Below are 24,003 nucleotides of genomic sequence, written 5' to 3' on the forward strand. Positions count from 1 at the left end.
CGCCGCGCAGCTCTATCACGCCCGGCGGGTCACGCGCACCCGTCCGGGCCGCAGGCCGCCCCCTCGGCGAGCGCCTGCTCGGGCGCGTCCGCCGCCTCGTCCCACGCCTTCTGGAGCACGCCGAGGAGGGCCTCGGCCGGCTGCGCGCCGGAGACGCCGTACCGCCCGCCGAACGCGAAGAAGGGGACGCCCGTGATGCCGATCGCGCGCGCCTCGGCCTCGTCGGCCCGCACCTCGCGCGCGTGGGCGTCGCCCGCGAGCGCCGCGCGGACCTCGTCCGGGTCGAGCCCCGCCTCGCCGGCGAGGCGCGCGAGCACCTCCGGCTCGCCGATGGCCTCGCCCTCGGTCATGTAGCCGCGGAGCAGCCGCTCCTTCACGGCGTCCTGGACGCCGCGCTCGGCCGCGAGGTGGAGCACGCGGTGCGCGTCGAAGGTGTTGCCGGGCCGGACCTTGTCGAAGCGGAGATCGAGGCCGTCGGCCGCGCCCACCTCGGTCATCTGCCGGATCATCGCCTCGGCCTTGGCGACGGGCACGCCGTACTTCTTCGCGAGGCGCCCGGCGTACGAGACCTCGGTGTCGAGGACGCGCTTCGCCGAGGGGTCGAGCTCGAACGCACGCCAGACGACCTCGACGGCATCGCGGCGCGGGAACCTGGCGAGCGCGGCCTCGAGCCGGCGCTTGCCGACGTAGCACCACGGGCACGCGATGTCGGACCAGACATCGACACGGAGCTTCTTCATGGCGGTCAAGGTAGGGCCGCGCGTCGCCTCCGGCCAGGCGGCGTGCGTCGCGGGCGGGAGGGGCGCCGGCGCGGCGGTAGGGGAGGGGCCGAGCTCGCCGGAGAGGGCCGAGTGGAGCGCCGAGCCCTCCCGTGTACCCTCGCCTGTGCGAGGCGGATACCTCCGCGACGGCATCTGGGGTCTGGTGTAAGGGGTGAGTGGGAAACTGGATGAGGAGAGGCGTGATGGACATTGAGAGGCTCTTGATTTCTCGATGGATAACCTCGAAATCGTCAAGCGGATCAACCAGTGATCGAGCCGGGGTTGGACAGCGGCGCGGTGTGTCAAGCCGCTCAGGAGATACATGCTTTGGCTGAGCGATGCGCGCGAGCGTTGAAAGGAGGTGATGTGTCGCCTCCTGGATGAGCCTTGCCGCGCACGCTCAGCTGCGTCACGAAGACGCCTGTGCATCCCGTCCTTATTGCCGTTAGCTCCGCCCTGGCCGCGGGCTCGGTCGCCGCCGGTCCGCCTCCTGACCCGTGGCACGCGTGGCTCCTCGTGGCGCTCGCGCGGCAGGTCGATCGGCAGCGCTGGCTGGTGCGGGTCCAGCGTGACCGCCTCTCTCGTGCCTCCCGCCGTGGCGACGTACCGGGCATGCCGGGCTGGAAGTTTTACTTTCACGGCATCGGCCTCTGCCTGACCGCACCCGACGGCGAGACGATCGACGTCGACGATCACGGCGATGACGGCCTCACGATCGATGCTTGGTTCTTCACGCAGCGCATCCTGAGCCTCCCTCACCCCGCGCTCCCCGAGCGGCGCCTGCTCGCATTCCTTCCGACCGCTGACGCCATGGCCGCCGCGATCGGCGAGCTCACCCGGGAGGGACTGCTCGTCCGCAACGAGCATCGGCACGTCTTCCGCGTCGTCCCCGAGATCGAGGAGAACGCCGGGGCGTTCGCCGCGATCGACTTCTCCGACGCGTCCCTCCGCGCTCGCTGGGCGGAGCACCTCGGCGATCACGAGCTGCTCGCCGTCGAGCGGCCCTCGGCGGCCGCCCAGGCGCGAGCCGCCGCGCAGCGCGAGGCCTACAAGCGGTACTTGCTCGCGGGGATCGCGAACGAGGCGACGGCAAGCGCGTTCATCGAGCCCCTCGAGGCAGCGCTCGAGCCGGCGGAGTTCGTCGATGTGTGCGCGGGGCTGATCGACGCGTCGGTGAACGCGACCTCTGGGCACGCGATCGAGCGGCTCGACGTACACCCCGACTACCCCGTCTGCCCGGCGGTCGCCAGGTTGCTCGCCCGCGCGGATCCGGCGCTGCATCACCCCTACGCCGTGCACGCCGCGGCCCGGTACCTGCTGCGCCGGGGGATCGAGCGCGATCGCGCGGTCGAGGTGGTGCTGGCGTTCGCGCGCGTCGAGGTCGTCGAGGGCTACCTGGGCAACCCGTTCCTCGGCGAGCTTGCCCTGCTGCTCCTCGAGCATGCGCCTCCGCACGCGCTCGCCGCGCTCCGCCGGGGGCTGCGATCGAGCACGCCCGCGGTCCGGACGGACGTCGCCGCGGCGCTCGCGGCGCTCGGTCAGGCGTGGTGCCTTCGAGAGCTCGTGCTCGCGCTGGACGGCGCCTCCACGTTCGAGGAATCGGCCTCCGTGCGGGCCGCGCTCTCGTGGATTGGATCGGACGAGGCGCGCGCGGCGGTCGCGCGCTGGACGCAGACCCACGTCCTGCGGACGACGGAGGGCCCGGGTTATGGCTGGGAGGAGATCCAGGAGGCCTGCGCCGATGAGTCGCTCGAGTACGAGATCGAGGAACGTCGCGCCTGGGCCGACGCGACCCGACCGGGGATCGATCCGGACTTCGACCGCGTGGTGTGGGGATGAAAGGCAGGACTCCGCGCACGCGATATCGATAAAGGGGCAGTCTCACGCAAGCCGCGATTACCCCCGCTCCTGGACGCCCATCAGCGCGGAGAGGCTCTGCCGCTGGCGGCCCGCGCCGTCGAAGTTCGATGGATCGAGCCAGCGCTCGAACGCCGCCTTCGCCGCCGGCCACTCCTTGTCGATGATCGCGTGCCACGCGGTGTCGCGGGTGCGCCCCTTGACCACCGCGGCCTGCCGGAACACGCCTTCGAAGCGGAACCCGAGCCTCGCCGCCGCCGCCCGCGAGCCCGCGTTGAGCGCGTCGCACTTCCACTCGTAGCGCCGGTAGCCGAGCTCGTCGAACGCCCGCCGCATCATCAGGTACATCGCCTCCGTCGCCGCAGGCGTCCTCTGAAGGAGCGGCGAATACCTGAGGTGTCCGACCTCGATGACGCCGCTCTTCGGGTCGATCCGCAGGTACGCCGCGACGCCGACCGCCCGACCGGTCGTCGCGTCGATGATCGCATGGAACAGCGGATCGTCGCCCAGGCACGTGGCGTCCATCCAGGCGCGGTAGTCCGAGAGGGTCGCGAAGGGCCCGTAGGGCAGGTAGGTCCAGCCTCGCCCGTCCGCGTCCGCGAGGTTGGCGGCATGGAGGTCCGCCGCGTGCCTCTCGGGATCGATCGGCTCGACCCGGCACGTGCGCCCGAGCAGGAGCTCGCGCGGCGGAAGCGGCCGCGGCGTCCAGCCGGGGAGGGGGTGGCCGATCGGCTGCATCAGAGAATTCATGTGCTCCACGGGATCGCTCTCTCCGCAAGGTGGTTCGCTGGCGGCACCGGCCCCGGGCGCCGCCCGCCACGTGTTACTGCGCCGCGATCGCCGCCGCCACCTCGTCCTCGATCCCTTCCCACGTCGCCGGCCGATCAGGGCATGTGCGACGCGCGCGCCGCGTGCGCCGCCACCTCGCGGCGGAGGGCCTCCGTGACCCCCGGCAGCTCCCTGAGCCAGTCCCGCGTCGGGCGGTTGCGCATCAGCCAGGCGACGGCGTCGTCCATGGTGCTGAACACCTCGTAACGAAGCCGCGAGCGGCTCAGCAGGATGAACTCGATGGCCACGTTGCGCACGAGCGACGCCTTGAAGCCGTGGCCCTCGAACACAAGCGCGGCGCACATCCCGTGGGCCGCGAGCTCCCTGGAGAGCTCCGCGAGCGAGCTGCGGACCTCCCGCCCCGCCGGGACGGTGTTCTTCTCGAGGATGACCAGCGTCGCCTGCAGCTCGCTGCCGCGCTCGCGCAGGATGCTCCGGACCTCGCTCACCGCGGCTGCCGTTGTGTGCCGGCGCCAGATCTGGAAGAGGAGGCCCTTCCAGGTGGCGACGCAGTGATCTTCGTCCAGCGCGTGGAGGAAAGGCCTCGTCGCCCTGCTTCCCCCCTCGCTGCGCGGCGGCGGCGAGCTCGCGGGCGGGGCGGGATCGTCGTGGTCCCTGAGCGGCGGGGCCGCGAGCGTGCTGCTGAAGCAGGCGGCGACCGGGGCAGGCGGCCTCGCCGTGACCATGCCGGCCGGGGAGGCCTCGGGCGGAGGGAGCGAGCTGCGGCGACGCGCCGCCGCGGCGCCGAGCGACGCCTCCGGCGGCGGGAGCGAGGTGCGGCGACGCGACGCCGGCGCGGTCGACGCCGGCGCGGTCGACGCCGGCGCGGTCGACGCCACGCGCGCGGCGCCGTCGAGGAGGCGATCGAGGACAGGGCACATCGCGGACGCGCTGGTGAACCGGGCGAGGGGGTCGCGCTCGACGCAGCGAGAGAACCAGGCGTCGAATCCGGCGAAGAAGGGCGGCAGTCCGAGCTCGCCCGCGCGCCGGCTCGCGGTGGGGATGGGCGCGAACAGGATCTCCCGGAGGAGCGCCGGGAGATCTCGGCCCTGCCAGAAGGGCTTGCCCGTGAGGACGAAGAACGCGAGGAGCCCATAGGCCCAGACGTCGCTCTGGGGGAGCGCTCCCTGGCTCTCGCGCGCTTGCTCGGGGGCCATCCAGAGGGGCGTGCCGACGGCGGCCGTCAGCGAGGCGCGCGCGTCGGCGATGATCTTGGCGATGCCGAAATCGAGGAGCTTGACCCGCGGCGCGGCGCCGTCGCCGGCTTCCTCCAGAAAGACGTTTTCGGGCTTGAGATCGCGGTGAACGATGCCCGCGCCGTGCGCGTCCTCGAGCGCGCGCCCGAGCTGCCCGAGGACGCGGCGCGCCTCCGCGAGCGGGAGCGGGCCTGCCCGCGCGACGCAGGCCGAGAGGGTCTCGCCCTGGAGGAGCTCCATCGCGAGGTAGGGCAGGCCCGTCACGCCGTCGACGCCGGCGATCAGCACCTCGACGATGTGCGGCGACCCGATGAGCCCAGGAGCTCGCGCCTCTCGCTCGAAGCGGCGGCGCTCCTCGGGGTCGACGGCGCGCACCGGGTGCATGACCTTCACGGCGCGCTGGCGCGCGGTGCTGTGCTGGCGGCAGAGATAGACGCTGCCCGTGCCGCCCGAGCCGAGCGGGCGCACGACCTCGAAGTCGCCGCCGATGATGCTGCCAGCTTGCAGGCCGTAGGGTGAATCCATGGCGCGGACCGAAGCGTTTGCGTACCGGAGCCCCCCGCGCGGGTCGCGCGCGATACCGCCGATTCAATCATGTCGTCGGCCGCTCGCGAGCCGAAGACATCGCACCGTGTGCTGTTCCAGTGGCGTCGTCCCGGTTCGACCCGGTCACACCCGCGATCCGTCCACCGCTCGGGCCACTGCTCGGGCGCTGCCGCCGCCGCGCTCGCCGTGAGGATCGCTGAGCGAACGGTGCTTCGCTGTTGCAGTTGCAGAGGCGTGGACGGAACCTCCGCGCGGCGCGCGGTGTCAGGAGAGCTCGGCGATGACCGCGTGGTGGTCGGACGCGGCGCCGACGTCGATGACGTCGGCCAGCGCGAGCCGGCCGGCGAGCCGCGGCGACAGCAGCACGTAGTCGGTCCGCGTCTCCACCTGCGCGCCGTCGCGCCCGCGCAGCGCGGTGAACCAGCGCGAGGAGCGCGGCCTCAGGAGCAGGGCGTCGGCCCAGCCGAACGCCTCGATCACATCCATCGTGTCGAACCGCGGCGGACTGCCGTACTTCTCGATGCCTGCCGCCGCGAGGCGCGCGCCGAGGTCCGCGGGGTAGGGGTCGCGGCGCGACAGCGCGTTGAGGTCGCCGGCGAGCGCCCAGAGGCCCGCGGCGAACCGGGCCGGCGGCACGAGCGAGAGCAGCCAGCGGGCCTCGGTGAGCCGGCGATCCTCGCTGCCGGCGTTGAGGTGGGTGCCGAGCACCACGAGCGGCTCGCCGTCCAGCGAGAGCTCGACCTCGACGAGGCAGTGGGCCAGCGCCTCGGGCGCGTGCACGCGCGCGCCGGCGAGCGGCGCCCGGCTGACGACGGCGACGTGGTTGCGCCTCCCGTTCGGGCGCGGGTTGGCGTTGCCCAGGACGGCGTGCCGCTCGCCGGCGGGCGCGCCGATCGCCTCGGCGACGGCCCGGAGCCGGGCGCCGTCCTCCCAGCCCACGCACTCCTGGAGGACGAGCAGATCGGGGCGCGCGGCGGCGACGATCGCGAGGATCGCCTCGAACCGATCCTCGCCGCCGAAGAGGATGTTGAAGGTCATGATCTTCACGGTCCGATCAGGCTAGCTCCTCCGAGGCCGGGGCGTCTGCGCGGAGCAGCCAAAAGGCGCGCTGAATCGGGTGGACGCGGCGCCCGAGACGGCGCACGAAGCGGGCATGGCCGGCGGCGTCCTCCCGATCCACAGCGATTCGCCGCTCTACGCCGCCGCGCTCCGCCTCCGGCGCGAGGTCTTCGTCGTCGAGCAGTCCGTGCCCGAGGACATCGAGATCGACGAGCTCGACCCCGTCGCGCGGCACTTCGTGGTCCTCGACGGCGGCGAGGTCGTCGCGACGATGCGGCTCCTGCCGTACGAGGGCGCGCTCAAGGTCGGCCGCGTCGCCGTCAGGAAAGACCTTCGCGGCGCGGGCCTCGGGCGGCGGCTGATGGAGGAGGCGATCCGCGTCGCCGGGGCCGAGGGCGCGCGCGCGCTGGTCCTGAACGCCCAGGTCGCTGCAGCGGCGTTCTATCGCAAGCTCGGCTTCGTCGAGGAGGGGCCGATCTTCGACGAGGCGGGGATCCCGCACACGAGGATGGTCCGGCGGATGGCCTGAGCCCGCGGGCGCTGCGGATAGAAGTCCGGCCGGGGATGGCGGCGGCCATTGGCGTGCTCGGCGCGCCACAGCAGGTCGCGACCTCTGCCGTTCCATCCGCGGCCGGGCGGACCCCGCCGCTTCGCCTCGGCTGCCCCTGTACCGATCGCAGACCCGAAGATGCAAAAAAAAACTCGTAGAGCGCGGCGCTGGGAGGCGTGACGGAAAAGCAGCGTGTGCCTTCTACCGCACGTTGCGCATCGCGGTGTTCGAAGACAATCTACCTGATTGATGATGTCGAAAGCGGGCGGGCGAAGCGGCGGATTGGACGGGCCTGGCTGCCCGCGCGAACGCCTTGGTTCACCTCTGCTCGGCTGGATTGGGATCATCCCACGAGCCGCGAGCGCCGTGACCGCCGTGACCGCCGGGGCCGTCCTTTTGGGCTGGTGGCTCGATGTTCAGACGCTCAAGAGTGTTCATCCGACCTTCGTGACCATGAAGGCGAACACGGCGCTGGCCTTCCTTGCCGCCGCCGCGTCGCTGTGGCTCCACCGCCGCGCGGGATCGAGCTCATGGACGCGCCGCCTTTCACGGGCGTGCGCCGGGGGCGTCGCTGTCGTCGGGCTGCTCACCTTCCTGGAATACGCGCTGAACCGGCCGCTCCATGTCGATCAAATTCTCTTCCGGGAGGGGCCGGGCGCCGTCGGCACCCCTCACCTCGGAAGGATGGCTATCACGACGGCCATCTGCTTTCTCCTCCTCGGCTCGGCGCTGTGGCTCCTCGACGCGAAGGCGCGGCGCGCGCGCCGGCTCCTCTTCGCGACGGTCGTGCCGATCGCGTTGATCGGGCAGCTGGCGGTGCTCGGATACGTGCTCGGGGTCGGATATCTCTATGGCGTCGGAGCGACGACCGAGATGGCGTTGCATACGGCGCTGCTCTTTCTGGTGCTGTCTGCCGGCGTCCTGTGCGCGCGGCCCGAGCTGAGCGGCGTCGAGCTGCTGATGAGCGCGGGGGCAGGCGGCGTGATGGCACGCCGCCTGATTCTCGCCGCGTTCGGCGCGCCGTTCGTCCTCGGCTGGGTGATCGTGAAGGGGCGGAAGCTCGGCCTCTACGACTCGGCGTTCGAGTCGTCGCTCCTCGTCGTCGGCTGCATCGTCCTCATCGTGCGCCACATCTGGAAGAGCGCTGCCGCGCTGGATTGCATCGACCGGGATCGGGGGAGGGCCGTGGAAGATCGCGGCCGACTCGCTCTCCGCGAAGAGGCCGCCCAGGCTGCCGTCCGAGAGAGGGACGAGTTCCTCTCCATCGCGTCCCACGAGCTCAGGACGCCCATCGCCGCGCTCCAGCTCACGCTGCAGGCGCTGGAGCGCAGGCTCGGCGGCGACGAGCCGGCGCCCCTCCAGCACGACCGCACCGTCCGCGCGGTGGAGGGGAGCCTTCGACAGGTCGCGCGGCTGACGCGGCTCGTCGATCAGCTGCTCGATCTGTCGCGCATCAAGGCGGGTCGTCTCGATCTCGAGCCGGAGAAGGTCAATCTCGCCGAGGTGGTGTGTCAGGCCGTCGAGCCGCTCCGGGGGGTGCTGGCGCAGGCGGGGTGCTCGCTGTCTCTGCGCGTCGAGCGCGAGATCCTCGGTCGCTGGGACGCGCTGCGGATCGAGCAGGTGGTGACGAACCTCGTGTCCAATGCGCTGAAGTATGGAGCGAACGCCCCGGTCGAGGTCAGCGTACAGCGGCGCGGGGACACGGCCGTGATCGCGGTGCGCGATCATGGAATCGGCATCGCCCCCGAGAACACGGCGCGGATCTTCGAGCGGTTCGAGCGCGCCGTCTCGTCGCGCGACTATGTCGGGGTGGGCATCGGCCTCTTCATCACCAGGCAGATCGTCGAGGCCCACGGCGGCTCGATCCGGGTCGAGAGCGCGCTGGGCATGGGTTCGACCTTCGTCGTCGAGCTGCCCATCGAGCACGTGGTGAGCTGCGCCGTCCCCTGCCGTGGGATGATGGCGTCATGAGCTCTGTACGCCGATCCCTCACGCTCCCGCGTTCTGTACCCATCGTCATCGTGCATCTGGTCCTCGCGGCGTGTGGCGGGGAGCCGGGGCCAGGCGTCGCGTCTGCCGAGGAGATCGGCGTCGTCGAGAAGGGGGCGTGGATCGAAGGGCGCGACGGTGGGGACAGCGCTGTCGCGTGGGGCAAGTCGGTCTGGGTGTATGGCGATACCGTGCTCACGCAGGCTGATGAGGCAGGGACGAACTGGCACCATAACTCGTTCGACATCTCGGACGATCTCGACGCGTCCGACGGCATCGGTGGCTTCTCCGCGCCGGCCGATAGCGTGGGGGCGCCGGGGTATTTCATCGCGCCCACCGCGGGCGAGCAGGCGTTCAACGACGCTCACGCCGGCGATGACTGCGCCGAGGCGCCGTGCGGCGCTCGCTGGGCGGTGTGGCCCGGGGCGCCGGTGCTCGACGCGGCGCGCGACCGCGCTTTGATCCCGTATGGCCTCATCTATGCGGAGCCGGGCGACTTCAACTTCCGCGGCGTGGGCCAGTCGTTCGCGATCTGGGAGGGCCTCGACGAGGCGCCGGTGCGGCCGATCGTGGACGCGAGCGCCGAGCACCCCGACCTGCTCTTCGGGGAAGGCGAGCCAGGCTGGGGTGCCGCGCTGGTCGCCCACGGCGACGACCTGTACACCTTCGCGTGCGATGGCGGCCTGTCCAAGCCGTGCAGCCTCGCGCGCGTGCCGCTCGAGACGCCCGTCGATCGAGGGGCCTTCCGTTACTTCGACGGCGAGGGCTGGAGCGACGACGCCGGGGATGCCGCGGAGCTGTTCGACGGCGCGCCCATCATGTCCGTCTCGTACTGTGAGCACCTCGGGGCGTGGCTGGCGGTTTACTCGCCCCCGTTCGACCACCGGATCGTGGCGCGCACCGCGCCGGACCTCACCGGCCCTTGGTCGGACGAGGCCACCCTCTATACGGCCCCCGAGGAGCGCGCGCCGTACGACTCGGTTCACCACGCGGAGTACGAGGAGGACGGCGGCCGGGTGCAGTACATCACGTACTCGCGGCCGACGAGCGGCTGGTTCGGGTCGGAGCTCGCGCTCGTCCGCGTCGTGCTGAAGTGACCGGCGAGCGCTCGCCCCTGCCGGGCGATCTCCTGCGGGCGCTCAGCGGGTGAAGCGGCGGATGGCGTGCCGGATCTGCTCGGGCGCCATGGGATCCGTCGACAGGGCGCTGTGCAGCACGAGGCCCTCGACCAGCGCGTCGAGCTCCCGCGCGGTCACCGGGTCGAAGTGGAGCTCCAGCGCGCGCCGGCTCCGCAGCATCCAGGCCTGGGTGACGGCGCGCAGCGCGGGCCTCCGGGCGGCGGCGACGTAGAGCTCGACGCTGAGCACCAGGTCGCGCTCCGAGCCGAGCAGGGCCATGGTGAGGTGCTCGACGAGGAGCTCGACCGCGGCCTCGCGGTTACACGCGGCGCGCATCTGCTCCTCGAAGCGGGTGGCCACGTCGTCCGCGTGCCGGGTGAACGCTGCGGCGAGCAGCTCGTCGATCGAGGCGAAGTGGTACGTGGTCGAGCCGAGCGGCACGTCGGCGGCCCGGGCGATCGCGCGGTGGGACGCGCCGGCGACGCCCTGCTCGGCGATCACGTCGAGCGCGGTCGAAAGGAGCCGCTCCCGGCGCCCTGGGTCGTGGCGGCGGGCCCGCCGCGCGGGGGCGGCGCGCCTCGCCCTGGCGGCGCTCATCGCGCCTCCGTCACCCTCGCGCCTCGCCCGGCGCCTGCGCGGCCCCCGCGGCGTGCGCGACGTCGAGCGCGCGGATCACGCGGGCGGGGTTCCCGACCGCGACCACGTTGGCCGGCAGGTCGCGCGTCACGACGGAGCCCGCGCCGACCACCGTGTTGTCGCCGATCGTCACCCCCGGAAGCACGATGGCGCCGCCGCCGAGCCACACGTTGTTCCCGATCGTGATGGGCTTCGCCGCCTCCCATTTCTGCCGCCGGGGCTCGGGCTCCACCGGGTGGGTCGGCGTGAGCAGCTGCACGTTCGGGCCGAACTGCACGTCGTCGCCGATCGTGATCGGCGCGACGTCGAGCGCGACAAGCCCGAAGTTCGCGAAGCAGCGCGCCCCGAAGGTGATGCGCGAGCCGTAGTCCACGTAGAACGGCGGGCGGATCTCGGTGCCCTCGCCGATCGCGCCGAGCAGCTGCTCCAGCAAGCGGCGGCGCAGCGGGCGCTGCCGTGGCGACGTCGCGTTGTACGCCGCCATGAGGTCGAGCGCAGCCGCGCTCTGCTCGGCGATCTCGGGATCGTCGGCGATGTAGAGGTCGCCAGCGAGCATCCGCTCGCGCATGGACCGGGGATCGTGCGGGGTCGACATATGGACGAGTGTACACTGCATGGGAACGAGCAGGGCGGGCTCGCGCGCGGCCGCCCCGGAGAGGTCCAGTCTCAGGGGTAGACGTAGGGCGCGTCCAGGCCGAGCGGGAGCCCGAGCTGCCAGTACGCGAGGAGGAACAGCGTCCAGGCGACGAGGAAGGTCACCGAGTAAGGCACCATCAGCGCGACGAGCGTGCCGATCCCCGTGCCCTTCACGTACTTCTGGCAGAAGACCACGACGAGCGGGAAATACACCATCAGCGGCGAGATGATGTTCGTCGTCGAGTCCCCGATCCGGTACGTCGCCTGCGTGAGCTCCGGCGAGATGCCGAGCGACATGAGCATGGGCACGAGGATCGGGGCGAGCAGCGCCCATTTCGCCGACGCGGACCCGATGAGGAGGTTGATGGTCGCCGTGAGCAGGATGACGCCCACGATGGTCACCCCGCTCGGGAGCGCCATCGCCTGCAGCCCCGCGGCGCCCTTCAGCGCGAGGAGCGCGCCGAGGTTCGAGCGGTTGAAGAGAAAGATGAACTGCGCGGCGAAGAAGGCCATGACCAGGTAATAGGCCATCGTGCTCATCGTCTTGCTCATGCCGTCGATGACGTCGCGGTGGCTCTTGAACGTGCCGGCCGCGTAGCCGTAGACGAGCCCCGGGACGAGGAAGAAGAGGAAGATGAGCGGCACGATCGAGCCCATCAGCGGCGCGCCGCTGACCGTGAGCTGCCCGCTCGGCGCGCGCAGCGGCGACGAGGCCGGCGCGCTCGCCGCGACCAGCAGCGCGACGCTGGCCGCCATCGACGCGAGGGCCAGCCAGAGCGCGCGCGCCTCGCGCGGCGCGAGCGCCGCCGTCATGCGCTGCTCCGCCTCGGGCGCGGCGTCGACGGGCGTCCGGGCGAGGCGCGGCTCGATCACGCGGTCGGTGATGTACCAGCCGGCCGCGACGATCACGAGGCAGGAGGCGCTGCAGAAGAACCAGTTGCACAGCGGGTTCACGGTGCGCTTCGGGTCGAGGATGTTCGCGCCGGCCTGCGTGAGGCCCTGCAGCAGCGGGTCGAGGCTCGACGGGATGAAGTTCGCGCTGAAGCCGCCCGACACGCCCGCGAACGCCGCGGAGATGCCCGCGAGCGGGTGCCGGCCGGCGGCCTGGAAGATCACGCCGCCGAGCGGGATGACGAGCACGTACCCCGCGTCCGCCGCTGTGTGGCTCGCGATGGCCACGAGGATCAGCATCGGCGTGAGCAGCGCCCTCGGCGTGACAGCGAGGACCTTCTTCAGGCCGGCGTTGATGAACCCCGAGCGCTCGGCGATGCCGACCCCGAGCAGGGCCACGAGCACCACGCCGAGCGGCGGGAAGCTCGTGAAGGTCTGCACCATCGTCGAGAGGAACTCGGTGATCGCCTTGCCCGAGAGCTGGCTGTGGACCACGAGCGGCTGCTTCGTGCGCGGGTCGATCTCGCTGAACTGGAGCGTCGCGAGCGCGGCGGAGAGGACCACGACCACCGCGGCCAGCAGGACGAAGAGCACCGCGGGATCAGGCAGCTTGTTGCCTGCGCGCTCCAGCGCGTCGAGGAGGCGGCTCGCCCCGCGGAGCTCGGCGCGGGGCGGGGGAAGGGACTGCTCGGGTTGCTCGCTGGACATGCGCTCATCTTAGAGCGATCACCCCGCGGAGCGTGACGCGCTGAACCGTGATCGGCTGCCCGGGCCGGCGCCGGTGTGCTCGTGCAGGAGCAGTGGATCAGCACCGATTGCTGCTGGAGCAGCAATGGGCGCCAGGGCCGCCGCGCAGATCAGAGCAAATGGCGCGCTTTGATCTCGAGATACCGGTTGATGAGCTGCCCGGTGAGCTGGCCGGGCGCGACGTCGAGCACCAGGGCGCCGTGGTTCTTGAGGTCGCGCACGAGCCGATCGCGGAAGCTCGAGAGCTCGGCCGCGGCGCCGCGCGTGTAGGGGTCGGCGTCGCCGCCCTCGACCAGCGCGTCGATCTCCACGTCCCGCAGCAGCACCATGAGCGGCAGGTGGCGCGGCATCACCCCGCGCATCAGGCGGAGCAGCTCGCTCGCGGCGACGTCGTCGACGACCTGCGTGAAGAGCACGATCAGGCTCCGCTTGCGCACGCGCAGGCCCACGTGCTGGAACGCGGAGCCGTAGTTGGTCTCGACGAGCTCGGGGTAGAGGTCATACCCCGCGGAGAGCACGTGCTTGGCCGCGCCCGCGCCGCTCACCGGGGGCGCGTAGCTCTTGATGCCGTCGGCGAAGGCGAGCAGGCCCACGCGGTCGCCGCCGCGCGCGGCGACGTGCGAGAGCATCAAGCTCGCGTTGAGCGCGTGATCGAAGAGCGAGAGCCCCTGCGTCTGCGCGGTCATCAGGCGGCCCGCGTCGAGGAGGAAGAGGAGGTTCTGGTTGCTCTCGAGCTGGTACTCGCGGCTGATGATCTTCTTCTGCCGCGCCGTCGCCTTCCAGTCGATGGAGCGGAACTCGTCGCCGCGGCGGTACTCGCGCAGGCGCTCGAACTCGCTCTCGCCGCCGCGCTTGCGCGAGGCGCGCAGCGCCGACGGATCGCGATCCTGGCGCGCCATGAGCTCGAAGGTGCGCACGGCCTGCACGTCGGGGTACACCTTGACCTGCGTCTCGGCCGGCACCGTGACCTGCCGGATCCAGAGGCCGAACGGGGAGAGGTAGCGCACGTGGTGATCGCCGATCGTGTGCGCGCCGCGGCGGGTGGGGCGCACGTGGTAGCGGGCCGTCGCGCGCTCCCTGGGCGGGAGCTCGAGCTTCACCGGCAGGTCGTCGCTCTCGGCGTGATCGAAGAGATCGTCGGCGACCTCGATCGAGAGCTTGCGGCGCGAGAGCGAGCGGATCTCGAGCGTGATCAGGTTCGGGCGCCCGATGGAGAGCACCGCGGGGGCGTGGCGCTTCACCGTCACCAGCGGCCTCCGCGCGAGGAGCGCGTCGATCGCGGCCCAGAGCGCGATGCCCGCGTCCGCGGCGAGCATGGGCAGGAGCAGCGTGCGATCGACGAGCGTCGCCACCGCGAGCCCGAGGGGCACGATCGCGAGCAGGACGAGGGCGCGCGAGGGGATCATCGCGCTCAGGCCGCCGTCTTCGGCACCTTGGCCTCGCGGAGGATGTCGTCGACGCAGTCGTCGGCGCTCACGCCCTCGATCTCGGCGTCGGGGTGCAGGATGAGCCGGTGGCGCAGGATCGCGGGCGCGAGCGCCTTCACGTCGTCGGGGATGACGTACTCGCGGCCCTCGCTCGCGGCCATGGCGCGCGCGACCGCGAGCAGGCCGATCGACGCGCGCGGCGAGGCGCCGAGGTAGACCGAGCGGTGCACGCGGCTCCGGCCGACGATGTCGGCGATGTACTCGATGATGCCGTCGTCCACGCGGATCCGCGCGAGCCCCTCGCGCATCTCGACGAGCTCGGCCGCGGTGGCGACGCGCTGGATCTCGAAGCGATCGAGGCGCGCCGCGTGGAAGCCGTTGACGTGGTTCTTGAGGATCAGCCGCTCGACCGCCTGCGAGGGGTGCTTGACGTTGACCTGGATCAAGAAGCGATCGAGCTGCGCCTCGGGGAGCGGGTAGGTGCCCTGCGACTCGATGGGGTTCTGCGTGGCGATGACGAAGAACGGATCCGGCAGCGCGCGCGTGATGCCGTCGGAGGTGACCGCGAGATCCTGCATCGCCTCGAGCAGCGCGCTCTGCGTCTTGGCGGGCGCGCGGTTGATCTCGTCGGCGAGGAGGAGCTGCGTGAAGATCGGCCCCTCGTGGAAGACGAAGCGGTCTTCCCTCTGGTTGAAGACGTTGCCGCCGGTGACGTCGCTCGGCATCAGATCGGGCGTGAACTGGATGCGCTTGAAGGTGGCGCCGAGCACGTGCGCGAGGGTGCGCACGAGCAGCGTCTTGCCGAGGCCGGGCACGCCCTCGATGAGCACGTGACCGCCGGCGAGGACGGCGACGAGCGTGTGCAGGATGAGATCGTCCTGGCCGAGGAGCACCTTGCCGGCCTCGCGGCGGAGGAGATCGAAGCGATCGCGGAATTCAATCGGGTTCATGTCGTCTTTCGGTCGGAGGTTCGCTGACCGGTCGCGTCGAGGAAGCCCTGGAGCTCGCGCACGAGCTCGAGATCGGCGGCGGCGCCGTCGCGCGCGCGAGGCGACGGCCGCGCGCCGCGCGCGCTCTCGGGCGCGCGGAGCGACGAGGCGGGCGCGGCGTCCTCGCGGGCGCCGGAGGCCTCGACCAGCACGCGCATCACCTCGGCCTCGGGGCGGCCGGTGCGCGCGGCGATCGCCTCGGCGAGCGGGATGAGGCCCCGCCGGCCGGAGCGGTGCACGCGCTCGCGCAGGCGATCGAGCGCCCAGCTCGCGTAGAGGCCCGCGGCGTGGCGCGAGGCGCGCGCGCGCCGGTAGGCGAGGCCGAGCGCGCGGGCGTGATCGGCGAAGGCGCGCCGCCCCGCGGCGGGCGGATCGCGCAGGCGCGCGAAGGCGCTGCCCTTCCAGAGGTAGAGCAGCGCGAGGAGCAGGAAGAGCTGCGCGATCACGGGCCAGAGGTTCGCCTCGCGCACGGCCTCGAAGGGCGTCTCGGCGCCGACGCCCGTCCACTCGTCGACGATCTCGACCTCGGTCGCGTACGGCGCGAACCGGAGCAGATCGAGGAAGAGCTGCGCGTTGTCGGGGGCCGCGAGCGAGACGTTCGACACGAGGCGATCGTCCGCGACGACGACGACCTTGCCCTCGCCGAGGCGGCGGACGACGCCCGCGGTCGAGGACGACTCGCCCCGGAGGATCATGTAGAGGTCTTCGGGCTCGTCGCCGTTCGCCTCGACGAGGCGCTTGCCGGGCGGGAGCGAGGCGCGGAGCCCGCGCGACCAGTCCGCGGCGAGCGCCGTCGACGTCTCGGCGTCCTGGGCCACGCGCAGGCCGAGCTCGACCTCGTCGGGCAGGCGCGGGAGCCCGGCGAGGAAGAGCGTGCCGCCCTTGTCGCTCACCCACGCGAACAGGTCCTTCCACGTGGCGTCGTCGATCGTCGCGCCCGGCAGCACCACCAGCGCGAGCGCGCGATCGGGCACCGCGAGCGCCTCGCCGCGGCGCCGCGCCTTGAAGCCCTGCTCCTTGAGCACCTCGAGCACCGCCTGGGTGCCCGAGGGCGACCGATCGCCGCCGCCCTCGTCGCCGCCGCCGGCGTGCGGCGTACAGGAGAGCGCGGCGGAGAGGCCGAAGGCGACGAGCGCGAGCGCGAGCGCGCGGCTCACGAGCGGGACGACGCGGTCCATCACCGCGCGGAAGATCGGCTCGGAGGGCGGCGTGACGCCGAACTGCACGCCCTCCACGTCGCGCACGATCGATCGCATCGCGCCCTTGAGATCGGGCCGATCGCGCAGGCTGCGCACGTAGTCGCCGTTGGTGCGAGAGGGGTGGATCTCGATGAGACCATCCCCGTCGAGGCGGCGAAGGAGCGCGGCGTACGCGTCGTCGATCGCGCGCGCGTGGTCGCCGCGGGCCGCGTGGCTGCGCGCGCGCGCGAGCAGGCGCTGCACGTCGGTCTCGACCTCGCGCCTCGCCGTCTCCTCGAGCGTGGGGCCGCGCGCGGGCGCCCTCTCCTCCTTGGCCTCGTCGGCGGGCGCGCGATCGCGGAGCAGGTTCTTCAGCAGCGCGTGGATCACCCCCCCGAAGAAGACAACGAGCAGGCCGATGAAGAGCACCGACGCGAAGAAGCTCATCCCCGAGAGATCGACGCGCATCTCGGGCCAGGGGCGGCGGCGCTCGTCCTCGGTCGGGCCGCGATCGGTCGGCGCGCCGCCCGCGCGAGGTTTGCCGGACGCGCCGCGGCCGCCGCGGCCGGACACGGCCGATCGCGAGAGCTCGACCGGGGGCAGCGTGCACGCGGCGGGGAGCTCCGGGCACACGTCGCTCGATCCGGCGATGATCGGGCACCACGCGTGCTCCTCGGGGGTGAGCGGGTAGTCGTCCTCGTGGCAGAAGCGGTAGCGATCGTCCTCGAGGACGTCGCGCACGCTAAAGTGAACGTTCTTCTCCTCGTCCTCCGCCCGGGCGTCTCGCGCGAGCGGCGCGCCAGCGGAGAGCGCGACGAGGGCGGCGAAGAGGCGCGCGCGGCGGCTCACGCGGCGGCCCTCTTCTCGCCTTCGCGCGCGGCGATCGCGAGGAAGCGGAGCTGGATGTCCCAGCCGTCGGCGCGCGTGCGCGCGTCGATGTAGTGGAGGAAGCGCGCGGTCGCGACGTACGGGATGCCGGCGAAGAAGCCCGCGAGCGCGAAGGGCGAGCCGCCGTCGTCGAGGAGCGCGCCGAACGGCTTGCCGAGCTGGAGGATCGCGTCGACGAGCGACTGGCCGAGCAGCTCCGCCATGAGCGCGACGCCGGCCTGCGCGAGGAGCAGCGCGATCAGCGCGCCGAGGACCGCGGCGACGCGGCCGGTGACGAAGCGGCTGCTGCGCTGGATGGCGTCGCCGGCGTCCGCGGCCTCGAGCAAGCTGGCCTCGTGCACGAAGACGAGGCGCGGCCAGGCGATGGGGAGGCCAAGGAGCATCGGGAGCGCTGCCGCGGCGAGCAGGAGGCGGCTCAGGAAGAGCATCCACAGGTACGACGAGAGGCGCGCCCTGAACAGGCGGAGCACCTGGCCCGCGCTGAGCTCCTCCGAGAAGAGCAGGCGCCCCACCGCGACGGTGAACACGCCCTGCGCGACGCCGCCGAGCGCGATCGCGACGCCCCACACCGCGAGCCACGACCAGCCCGCCGCGTGCCGCAGCGCGAGGCAGCCGGCGAGCATCGGGAGGAAGAGGATCGCCGAGAGCCGCGCGTAGAGGCCGAGCGCGAGCGACATGCAGAGGCGGCAGGCGAGATCGAGGATCTCGGAGAGCGGGCGCGGGCGCAGCACGATCGCGGAGGCGCCGAGGTTCATCGCGAGGCCTCCTTCGCGGGGCGACCCGCGAGCGCCAGGTAGAGGACGATGAGCAGCGAGAAGACGCCCGAGGCCGCCCACTTCACCGGCGGGGGGAGCCCCGAGGGGGACCAGAAGCCCTCGATCCCCGCGGCGATCAGCAGCATCGCCGCCGCGCCGAGGATCTGGCGCACGATCGACGGCGCCGCGCGGCGCAGCGAGCCGACGCGCGTGCGGCCGCGCGTCTCGACGAGCGCGTAGCCCATCTCGAGCCCCGCGCCGCCGGCGATCACGATCGCGGTGAGCTCGAAGGGCGCGTGGCTGCACATGAACGTCCAGATGTTGCCGCCGTGGCCCACGCTCATCACGTGGCCGACGACGGTGCCGGTGAAGAGGCCGTTGTAGATGAGGAAGAAGATGCTGCCCGCGCCGAAGAGCACGCCGGTGGCGAAGCAGCGGAAGGCGATGCCGACGTTGTTGAAGACGTAGAACCCCGCCATGCCCGTGTCGGTGCCCGCGTCGCGCCCGCTCAGGCCCTCGCTGTACATCTGGGCCATGGCCTGGAGCACCGGGCTCGGGAGCACGTGGGTGGCGAACTCGTCGGAGGCGAGCGCGCCCGCGATGCCGACGAGCGAGGGGAGGAAGAAGAGCGCGCAGGCGATCGCGAAGAAGCGGCCGTTGTCGCGCAATGCGCGCGGGAAATCGCGGGTGAAGAAGGAGACGACGTCGGGGAGGCGGAAGGGCTCCGCGCCGTAGAGCGTCGCGTGCGCGCGCGCGGCGAGCGCGTCGAGGTACGCGGTGAGATCGGGCGTGTAGCGCGCCGCGCGCGCGCGCATCAGATCGGTGCAGAGCGAGCGGTAGAGCGCGGCGAGGCGCGAGATGGCGGCGCCGTCCTTCTTCGCGAGCGAGCCGCTGTCGTCGACCAGGAGGCGATCGAGCTCCTGCCAGTCCGGCCTGCGGGCCGCGACGAACTCGTCCTGGGAGCGGGCGCCGATCACGCGCTCACCTCCTTCTTGCGCTTGCGGCGGGGCTTTGGGCCGCTCTCGGCCCCCTCCTGGCCGCCGCGGTGCGCGTGCGCGCGGTGGTGGAGGACGCCGAGGAAGCGCGTGGCGTCCTTGTAGCGAACGCCCATGCGCCGCGCGAACACGGGCGCGGTCATCTCCGCGAGCTCGCTGGCGCGCGCGGGCGAGAGGCGATCGAGGCGGCGGAGGAAGAGCTCGATGGCGTCGAGCTCCTCGCCGGAGAGCGGGAGGCGCGCGGGCAGGCTCGAGAGCTCCGCGGGGCTCGGCGCGGGTCGGAGGACGAGCGGGCCGGCGACCGTGTGGCGCGCCTCGACGATCACGAGGGTGCCGCCCACGAGATCGCCGAGGCGGCGGAAGCGCGGATCACGGCCCATGACGGCGAGGCCGACCGCGTACGTGCCGAGGAACGAGAGCGGATCGATGAACGGGGGGAGGAGATCCGCGGCGCGCAGCAGGTTGCGCAGCAGGCTGTCCCCGAAGCGGAGCGGCTGGCCGCCGTCGGTGACGACGCGCAGCGAGAGGGCGCGCTTGCCGGGCGTGCAGCCGCTCCAGAGGGTCTCGAAGAAGACATAGTACCCCCACTCGATCGCGAAGAGGACCAGCAGCACGAAGCCCGTCGACGCGCCGCGCAGCGCCGGCCCCACGGCGACGCCGCCGATCGCGGCGAGCATCCCGATCGCGAAGACGATGGCGCCGCGCACCACCAGATCGATGAGGTACGCGAGCGCGCGCCGCGCCGGGCCCGCGATCTGGTGGCGGAACCGCACGTGCTCCGGCGTCTCGATCTCGGCGCTCGTGTCGAGCGGTTCGCGGAGCGTCTCGCGGTGGATCATGCGGCGAGGAGGGCGATCAGGAGCCCGCCTTGGGCGGGGCGACGACGACCTTGGTGCCGGCGATGCGATCGTGCAGGCAGCGGCGATCATCGCTGAAGATCATGAGGGCGTCGACCAGGTTGACGATCGTGCTGAGCGCCTGGCCGACAGCGGGGACGAGGCCGAAGAGCGCGAGGACCCAGTTGCGGACGATGACGCCGGACACGAAGTCGACGCGCGAGCCGTCCGCCTTGATGATCTTGATCTTCGTCCACTTCTTCCCGAGCGTCTGCCCGCGCGTGGCGATGAGGTACCACTGGTAGATGACGAGCGGGAGCGGGCCGAGGAGCGCGCCGGCGCCGATGATCAGGTAGAGCTTCCACTCGTCCGCCGCGGCGCCATCGAGCGCGTCGGTGCCGATGAAGAGGATCATGACGGGGATCGCCGAGCCGACGAGCAGCAGGTTGTCGAGGATCCGCGCGCCGAACCGCGTGCCGCGCTCGGCGAGGACGTGCTCGTCCGGCTCGTCCTCGGCATAGGAGCGCGCGTCGTCGGTCGTGGGTGCAGCGTACGGGTTGTACTCGTGCCTGGGATCGTCGAGCTGCATGCCCCCTCCTCCTCGTCCGAATTGCATCACCCGAGCGACAGCGCGTCAATCGGCCGAGGCGCTCGGCCCTGCCGGCTGGGGACATCCATCGTTCATGCAACCACGGAATCCCTCGCGTGGAGCTCCGTGCCATGGCACCGGGAGCCCACGCAGGCCGCGGCGCGCGACTTGCGCTCTGCGCCTGGTCAGGGCGGATATCGCTCGGGCGCGCTCACCCCTTGTTCCGCCCGCCCCGCGACCTCCGGTACTCGTCGAGCTCCTCGCGGCCTGCCTTCCCGTTCCGCTCGAGCGTCTTCAGCCAGCCATCGCGGTAGTCCCGCATCGTCTCCGCCACGGTCTCGGCGACGACGAGGTTGCGGTACCACTTCGCGTCGGCCGGCACGATGCACCAGGGCGCGTGCTTGGACGAGCAGCGCCGGAAGACCTCGTCGTAAGCCTCGGTGTACTCGTCCCAGTGCTCCCGCTCTTTCCAGTCGTTCACGTTGAGCTTCCACGCGGTCGACGGGTTCTCCTCGCGCTCCAGCAGCCGCTCCTCCTGCTCCTTCTTGCTGATGTGCAGGAAGAACTTGAGCACGATGGTCCCGTGCTCGGCGAGCAGCTCCTCGAAGTCGTTGATGTGACCGTAGCGCTCCCCCCACAGCGACTTGGGCGCGAGGTCGTGCACGCGCACGACGAGCACATCCTCGTAATGAGAGCGGTTGAAGATGGCGAACTCCCCCGCGCGCGGCGCCTGCCGGTGGATACGCCACAAGAAGTCGTGCTCTCGCTCCTCCTTCGTGGGGACGCCGAACGAGCTCACCGTGACGCCGCGCGGGTTCAGCGCGCCGACGACGTTCTTGATCGCCCCGTCCTTGCCGGCCGCGTCGCGGCCCTGAAGGACGATGAGGATGCTGTGCGTCCTCGCCCCCCACATCAGCTCCTGCAGCTCGAGCAGCTCGTCGCCGAGCTCCTTCAGCCGCTCCGCCGCCTCCTGCTTCGTCGCGCCCCGAGGAGGATCGGTCGAGACGTCATCGAGGCGAAACTTCGAATCAGGCTTCGTGAGTCGCGTGATGGGCATGTCCGCGAGCCTACACGATCGCGTAGGGGCACCGTCGCCGGGACCGGAAAATCCTGTTGCAGAAATGAAATGAACTACGTACCGTCGAGGTCGGAAGGGCATCGCCATGCGCCTGTCCTCGTCCCTCGGGTGCTTCCGATGGTGCGCCTGGCGAAGCCTCTGCCGTGGAGGGGGGCGCGGATGACGCACGCTCTTGGATTCGACCATTCCTTGGCTCGGATACGGCGTGCCGCCCCGAGCGCCTGATGCTGGTCTCTGCCCCTGTCTCTCGGCCCCCAACGGCTCACCGGCGGCGCTCCGGCGTTCACCTCGGCATCGGCGTCAAGCTCGCCGCAGCGACCGTGGTGGTCCTTACCAGCGTCACCGTGCTGGTCGCCAATCAGGTGATCCAGAAGACACGAGATGACCTCGTGTCGGCGAAGGCGAACGCCGCGTCGATGATGGCGGATCTGCTCTCGGGCTCCCTGACCGCGCCGCTCGATTTCGGCGATCGGGACACGGCGCAGGGCGACCTCGACCAGCTCCGGTCGAACCGCGCGCTCATCGCCGCGGTCGCGTGGGGCAGCGACGCCGAGCCCGTCGCCAAGATCGGTCAGCCGGAAGGCGGCCTGTCGGCGTTCACCGCGCGCGGCGCCGAGAACCAGGTCCTGGAGCGCGAGATACGCGTCGCCCGCCCGATCGTGCGCGACGACGGGAGGCGCCTCGGGACGCTCGTCCTCGTCTTCTCCCTCGAGCCCGAGAACGCCGCGTTCGCCGCGGCCCGCCGCAACATCCTCGAGTTCGCGGGCATCGTCGGCGCGATGACGGCCTTCCTGCTCCTCGCGTTCGCGAGGTGGCAGATCGTGCGTCCGCTCTCGCGGCTCGTCGACGCCGCGCGGCGCGTCGGGGAAGGGGACCGCGCCGTCCGCGTGAACGTCCGCACGAACGACGAGCTCGGCCGGCTCGCCGACGTCTTCAACGCGATGAGCTCTGCCATCCTCGAGCGCGAGGGCAAGCTCGAGATGGCCACGGAGAGCCTCCGGGAGCTCTTCGACAACATGCGCGAGGCCATCGTGGCCTTCGGCCCCGACGGCCGGCTGGGCAGCGAGGCCTCGAGAGAAGCCAGGCAGATCTTCGGCGACCGCGCCGCGGAGGGCAACCACGTCGCGGAGCTCCTCTACCGCGGCGGGCCGCTCTGCGTCGAGAGCCAGGCGCTCCGGCAATGGGTCGACGCGGCGTTCGACGCCGACGTCGACGCCTTCCCGGAGGTCGCCGAGCTCGCCCCGCGCGAGGTGTGGTTCGAGCGCGCGCCGGGCGACCGGAGGTTCTTGCGGATCGAGCTCTGCCCCATCGTCTCCGGCCGGAAGATCGCGCGCATCATGCTGCTCGCGACCGATCAGACCGAGCTCAGGCGCCTCGCGGAGAGCGTCAAGACGAAGGACGAGGAGCACGCGCGCCAGATCGCCGCCATGCGCCGCCTCATCGCCGGCGGCGGCCAGGTCTTCGTCCGCTTCATCGAGATCTCGCGCGAGCGCGTGGCCCGGTGCAGCGAGATCCTGAGGCCCGGCGGGGAGCTCTGCCCCGCGGACATCGACGAGCTCTTGCAGCAGCTGCACACCATGAAGGGCGAGGCCCGGTCGTTCGACCTGGAGCGCCTCGCGGACGAGATCATGACGCTCGAGGACGAGCTCTCCAGGGTCCAGGCGCGCGCGCGCTCGGAGGACAGGCCCTCGGTCGAGGGGCACGCGGCGTCGTGGCGCTCGCGGCTCACCCGCGTCGCGGACGAGCTCACGCGCGCGCAGGAGACGTTCGTCGACGCCTCGCCCGTGGGCAGCGCGATCCTCGACCAGATCACGGTCCGCCGCACGGACGTCACCCGCCTCGGCGAGCTCGTCGGCCCGCAGGGCGGCGAGGCCGCCGAGATCGTCCGCCGCCTCGCGGCCCGGCCGTTCGGCGAGGTGCTCGCGCCGCTCCTCGAGCGCGTCCCCCGCTGGGCCGAGCGGGAGGGCAAGCGCGCCCGCCTCGAGATCGACGGCCGCGAGGCCTCCATTCCTCCGGATCTCGCGCGCTTGCTGCCGGGCGTGTTCCTCCACCTCGTGCGGAACGCGATCGCCCATGGAATCGAGCCCCCCGACGCGCGCACCCGGACGGGCAAGCCCGAGGTCGGCGTGATCCGCGCCAGCTGCATCGAGGACCGGCCGCTGCCCACCCTCCTCGTCGAGGACGACGGTCAGGGCATCGACTTCGACGCCCTCGCGACGAGCGCCGGCGTCGATCCGAAGGATCTGCGCCGGACGCGCGAGCTCCTGTTCACCCCCGGCGTGAGCACGAAGGGCGACGTGAGCGACCTCGCGGGCCGCGGCATCGGCCTCTCCGCGGTCCGCGCCGATCTCCTCTCGGTCGGCTGGCTCATCGAGGTGGACGCGTCGCGCCGGACCGGCGCGGCGTTCGTGATCCGCCCCCAGGCTGCCCCTCTCAGCAACGGAGAATGACCCG

The 24,003-nt window shown here is 71.9% G+C and carries 20 protein-coding genes; 5 read left to right on the forward strand and 15 right to left on the reverse strand.

What is annotated here, in order from left to right:
• Positions 1-29: 29 nt before the first annotated feature.
• Positions 30-740 carry a DsbA family oxidoreductase gene (locus WMF22_RS07570; protein ID WP_437298436.1) on the reverse strand — a complete coding sequence of 237 codons (711 nt, stop codon included), beginning with the start codon at positions 738-740 and terminating at the stop codon, positions 30-32.
• A 576-nt stretch (positions 741-1,316) separates the two neighbouring features.
• On the opposite strand from WMF22_RS07570, the gene WMF22_RS07575 reads away from it, so the two are divergent.
• Positions 1,317-2,600, forward strand: coding sequence for a DUF6896 domain-containing protein (locus tag WMF22_RS07575; protein ID WP_438037245.1), 1,284 nt, complete (start codon positions 1,317-1,319; stop codon positions 2,598-2,600).
• Between the two features lie 57 nt (positions 2,601-2,657).
• Here the strand turns inward: WMF22_RS07575 and WMF22_RS07580 are convergent, their stop codons facing one another.
• From WMF22_RS07580 to WMF22_RS07590, 3 genes are all read right to left on the reverse strand, one after another.
• The gene (locus tag WMF22_RS07580; RefSeq protein ID WP_438035330.1) at positions 2,658-3,368 is read right to left on the reverse strand and encodes a GNAT family N-acetyltransferase; all 711 of its coding nucleotides are present in this window, start codon (positions 3,366-3,368) and stop codon (positions 2,658-2,660) included.
• A 134-nt stretch (positions 3,369-3,502) separates the two neighbouring features.
• The gene (locus tag WMF22_RS07585) at positions 3,503-5,167 is read right to left on the reverse strand and encodes a protein kinase domain-containing protein (protein WP_437298438.1); all 1,665 of its coding nucleotides are present in this window, start codon (positions 5,165-5,167) and stop codon (positions 3,503-3,505) included.
• Between the two features lie 285 nt (positions 5,168-5,452).
• Complete coding sequence (locus WMF22_RS07590) at positions 5,453-6,226, reverse strand: endonuclease/exonuclease/phosphatase family protein (protein WP_438037246.1); 774 nt, start codon at positions 6,224-6,226, stop codon at positions 5,453-5,455.
• Between the two features lie 79 nt (positions 6,227-6,305).
• On the opposite strand from WMF22_RS07590, the gene WMF22_RS07595 reads away from it, so the two are divergent.
• From WMF22_RS07595 to WMF22_RS07605, 3 genes are all read left to right on the forward strand, one after another.
• Positions 6,306-6,776 (forward strand): GNAT family N-acetyltransferase, encoded by a 471-nt coding sequence (locus tag WMF22_RS07595; protein ID WP_437298439.1) that lies wholly within the window; start codon positions 6,306-6,308, stop codon positions 6,774-6,776.
• Between the two features lie 387 nt (positions 6,777-7,163).
• Entirely contained in the window at positions 7,164-8,768 is a 1,605-nt protein-coding gene (locus WMF22_RS07600) for a sensor histidine kinase (RefSeq protein WP_438035331.1), read from the forward strand.
• Positions 8,765-9,883 carry a DUF4185 domain-containing protein gene (locus WMF22_RS07605; RefSeq protein ID WP_438035332.1) on the forward strand — a complete coding sequence of 373 codons (1,119 nt, stop codon included), beginning with the start codon at positions 8,765-8,767 and terminating at the stop codon, positions 9,881-9,883. The genes WMF22_RS07600 and WMF22_RS07605 overlap by 4 nt, the downstream gene beginning before the upstream one ends.
• Positions 9,884-9,925: 42 nt before the next feature.
• On the opposite strand, the gene WMF22_RS07610 is transcribed toward WMF22_RS07605, so the two are convergent.
• The 11 genes from WMF22_RS07610 to WMF22_RS07660 all read right to left on the reverse strand — a co-directional run bounded on the left by WMF22_RS07610 (position 9,926) and on the right by WMF22_RS07660 (position 21,528).
• Positions 9,926-10,501 (reverse strand): TetR/AcrR family transcriptional regulator, encoded by a 576-nt coding sequence (locus WMF22_RS07610; RefSeq protein WP_438035333.1) that lies wholly within the window; start codon positions 10,499-10,501, stop codon positions 9,926-9,928.
• A 10-nt stretch (positions 10,502-10,511) separates the two neighbouring features.
• Positions 10,512-11,135, reverse strand: coding sequence for a sugar O-acetyltransferase (locus tag WMF22_RS07615; RefSeq protein ID WP_437298443.1), 624 nt, complete (start codon positions 11,133-11,135; stop codon positions 10,512-10,514).
• 71 nt (positions 11,136-11,206) lie between these two features.
• Positions 11,207-12,775 (reverse strand): AbgT family transporter, encoded by a 1,569-nt coding sequence (locus WMF22_RS07620; protein WP_438035334.1) that lies wholly within the window; start codon positions 12,773-12,775, stop codon positions 11,207-11,209.
• A gap of 149 nt (positions 12,776-12,924) precedes the next feature.
• Positions 12,925-14,220 (reverse strand): DUF58 domain-containing protein, encoded by a 1,296-nt coding sequence (locus WMF22_RS07625; protein WP_437298445.1) that lies wholly within the window; start codon positions 14,218-14,220, stop codon positions 12,925-12,927.
• A 5-nt stretch (positions 14,221-14,225) separates the two neighbouring features.
• Complete coding sequence (locus WMF22_RS07630; RefSeq protein ID WP_438035335.1) at positions 14,226-15,191, reverse strand: AAA family ATPase; 966 nt, start codon at positions 15,189-15,191, stop codon at positions 14,226-14,228.
• Positions 15,188-17,257: a DUF4350 domain-containing protein gene (locus tag WMF22_RS07635; RefSeq protein ID WP_438035336.1), complete on the reverse strand. Its 2,070-nt coding sequence runs from the start codon at positions 17,255-17,257 to the stop codon at positions 15,188-15,190. The genes WMF22_RS07630 and WMF22_RS07635 overlap by 4 nt, the downstream gene beginning before the upstream one ends.
• The gene (locus WMF22_RS07640; protein ID WP_438035337.1) at positions 17,254-18,051 is read right to left on the reverse strand and encodes a hypothetical protein; all 798 of its coding nucleotides are present in this window, start codon (positions 18,049-18,051) and stop codon (positions 17,254-17,256) included. The genes WMF22_RS07635 and WMF22_RS07640 overlap by 4 nt, the downstream gene beginning before the upstream one ends.
• Positions 18,048-19,028, reverse strand: a complete 981-nt coding sequence (locus tag WMF22_RS07645) for a stage II sporulation protein M (protein WP_438035338.1) — start codon at positions 19,026-19,028, stop codon at positions 18,048-18,050. Before WMF22_RS07645 ends, WMF22_RS07640 begins: the two co-directional genes overlap by 4 nt.
• Positions 19,025-19,885, reverse strand: coding sequence for an RDD family protein (locus WMF22_RS07650; protein ID WP_438035339.1), 861 nt, complete (start codon positions 19,883-19,885; stop codon positions 19,025-19,027). Before WMF22_RS07650 ends, WMF22_RS07645 begins: the two co-directional genes overlap by 4 nt.
• 16 nt (positions 19,886-19,901) lie before the next feature.
• Entirely contained in the window at positions 19,902-20,471 is a 570-nt protein-coding gene (locus tag WMF22_RS07655) for an RDD family protein (RefSeq protein ID WP_438035340.1), read from the reverse strand.
• Positions 20,472-20,682: 211 nt separating this feature from the next.
• Positions 20,683-21,528: a PPK2 family polyphosphate kinase gene (locus tag WMF22_RS07660; RefSeq protein ID WP_438035341.1), complete on the reverse strand. Its 846-nt coding sequence runs from the start codon at positions 21,526-21,528 to the stop codon at positions 20,683-20,685.
• A gap of 245 nt (positions 21,529-21,773) precedes the next feature.
• Between WMF22_RS07660 and WMF22_RS07665 the strand changes: the two genes are divergently transcribed.
• Positions 21,774-23,999 carry a HAMP domain-containing protein gene (locus tag WMF22_RS07665; protein WP_438035342.1) on the forward strand — a complete coding sequence of 742 codons (2,226 nt, stop codon included), beginning with the start codon at positions 21,774-21,776 and terminating at the stop codon, positions 23,997-23,999.
• Positions 24,000-24,003 lie beyond the last annotated feature (4 nt).

Source organism: Sorangium sp. So ce204, from assembly GCF_051526795.1.
GTDB lineage: Bacteria > Myxococcota_A > Polyangia > Polyangiales > Polyangiaceae > Sorangium > Sorangium cellulosum_B.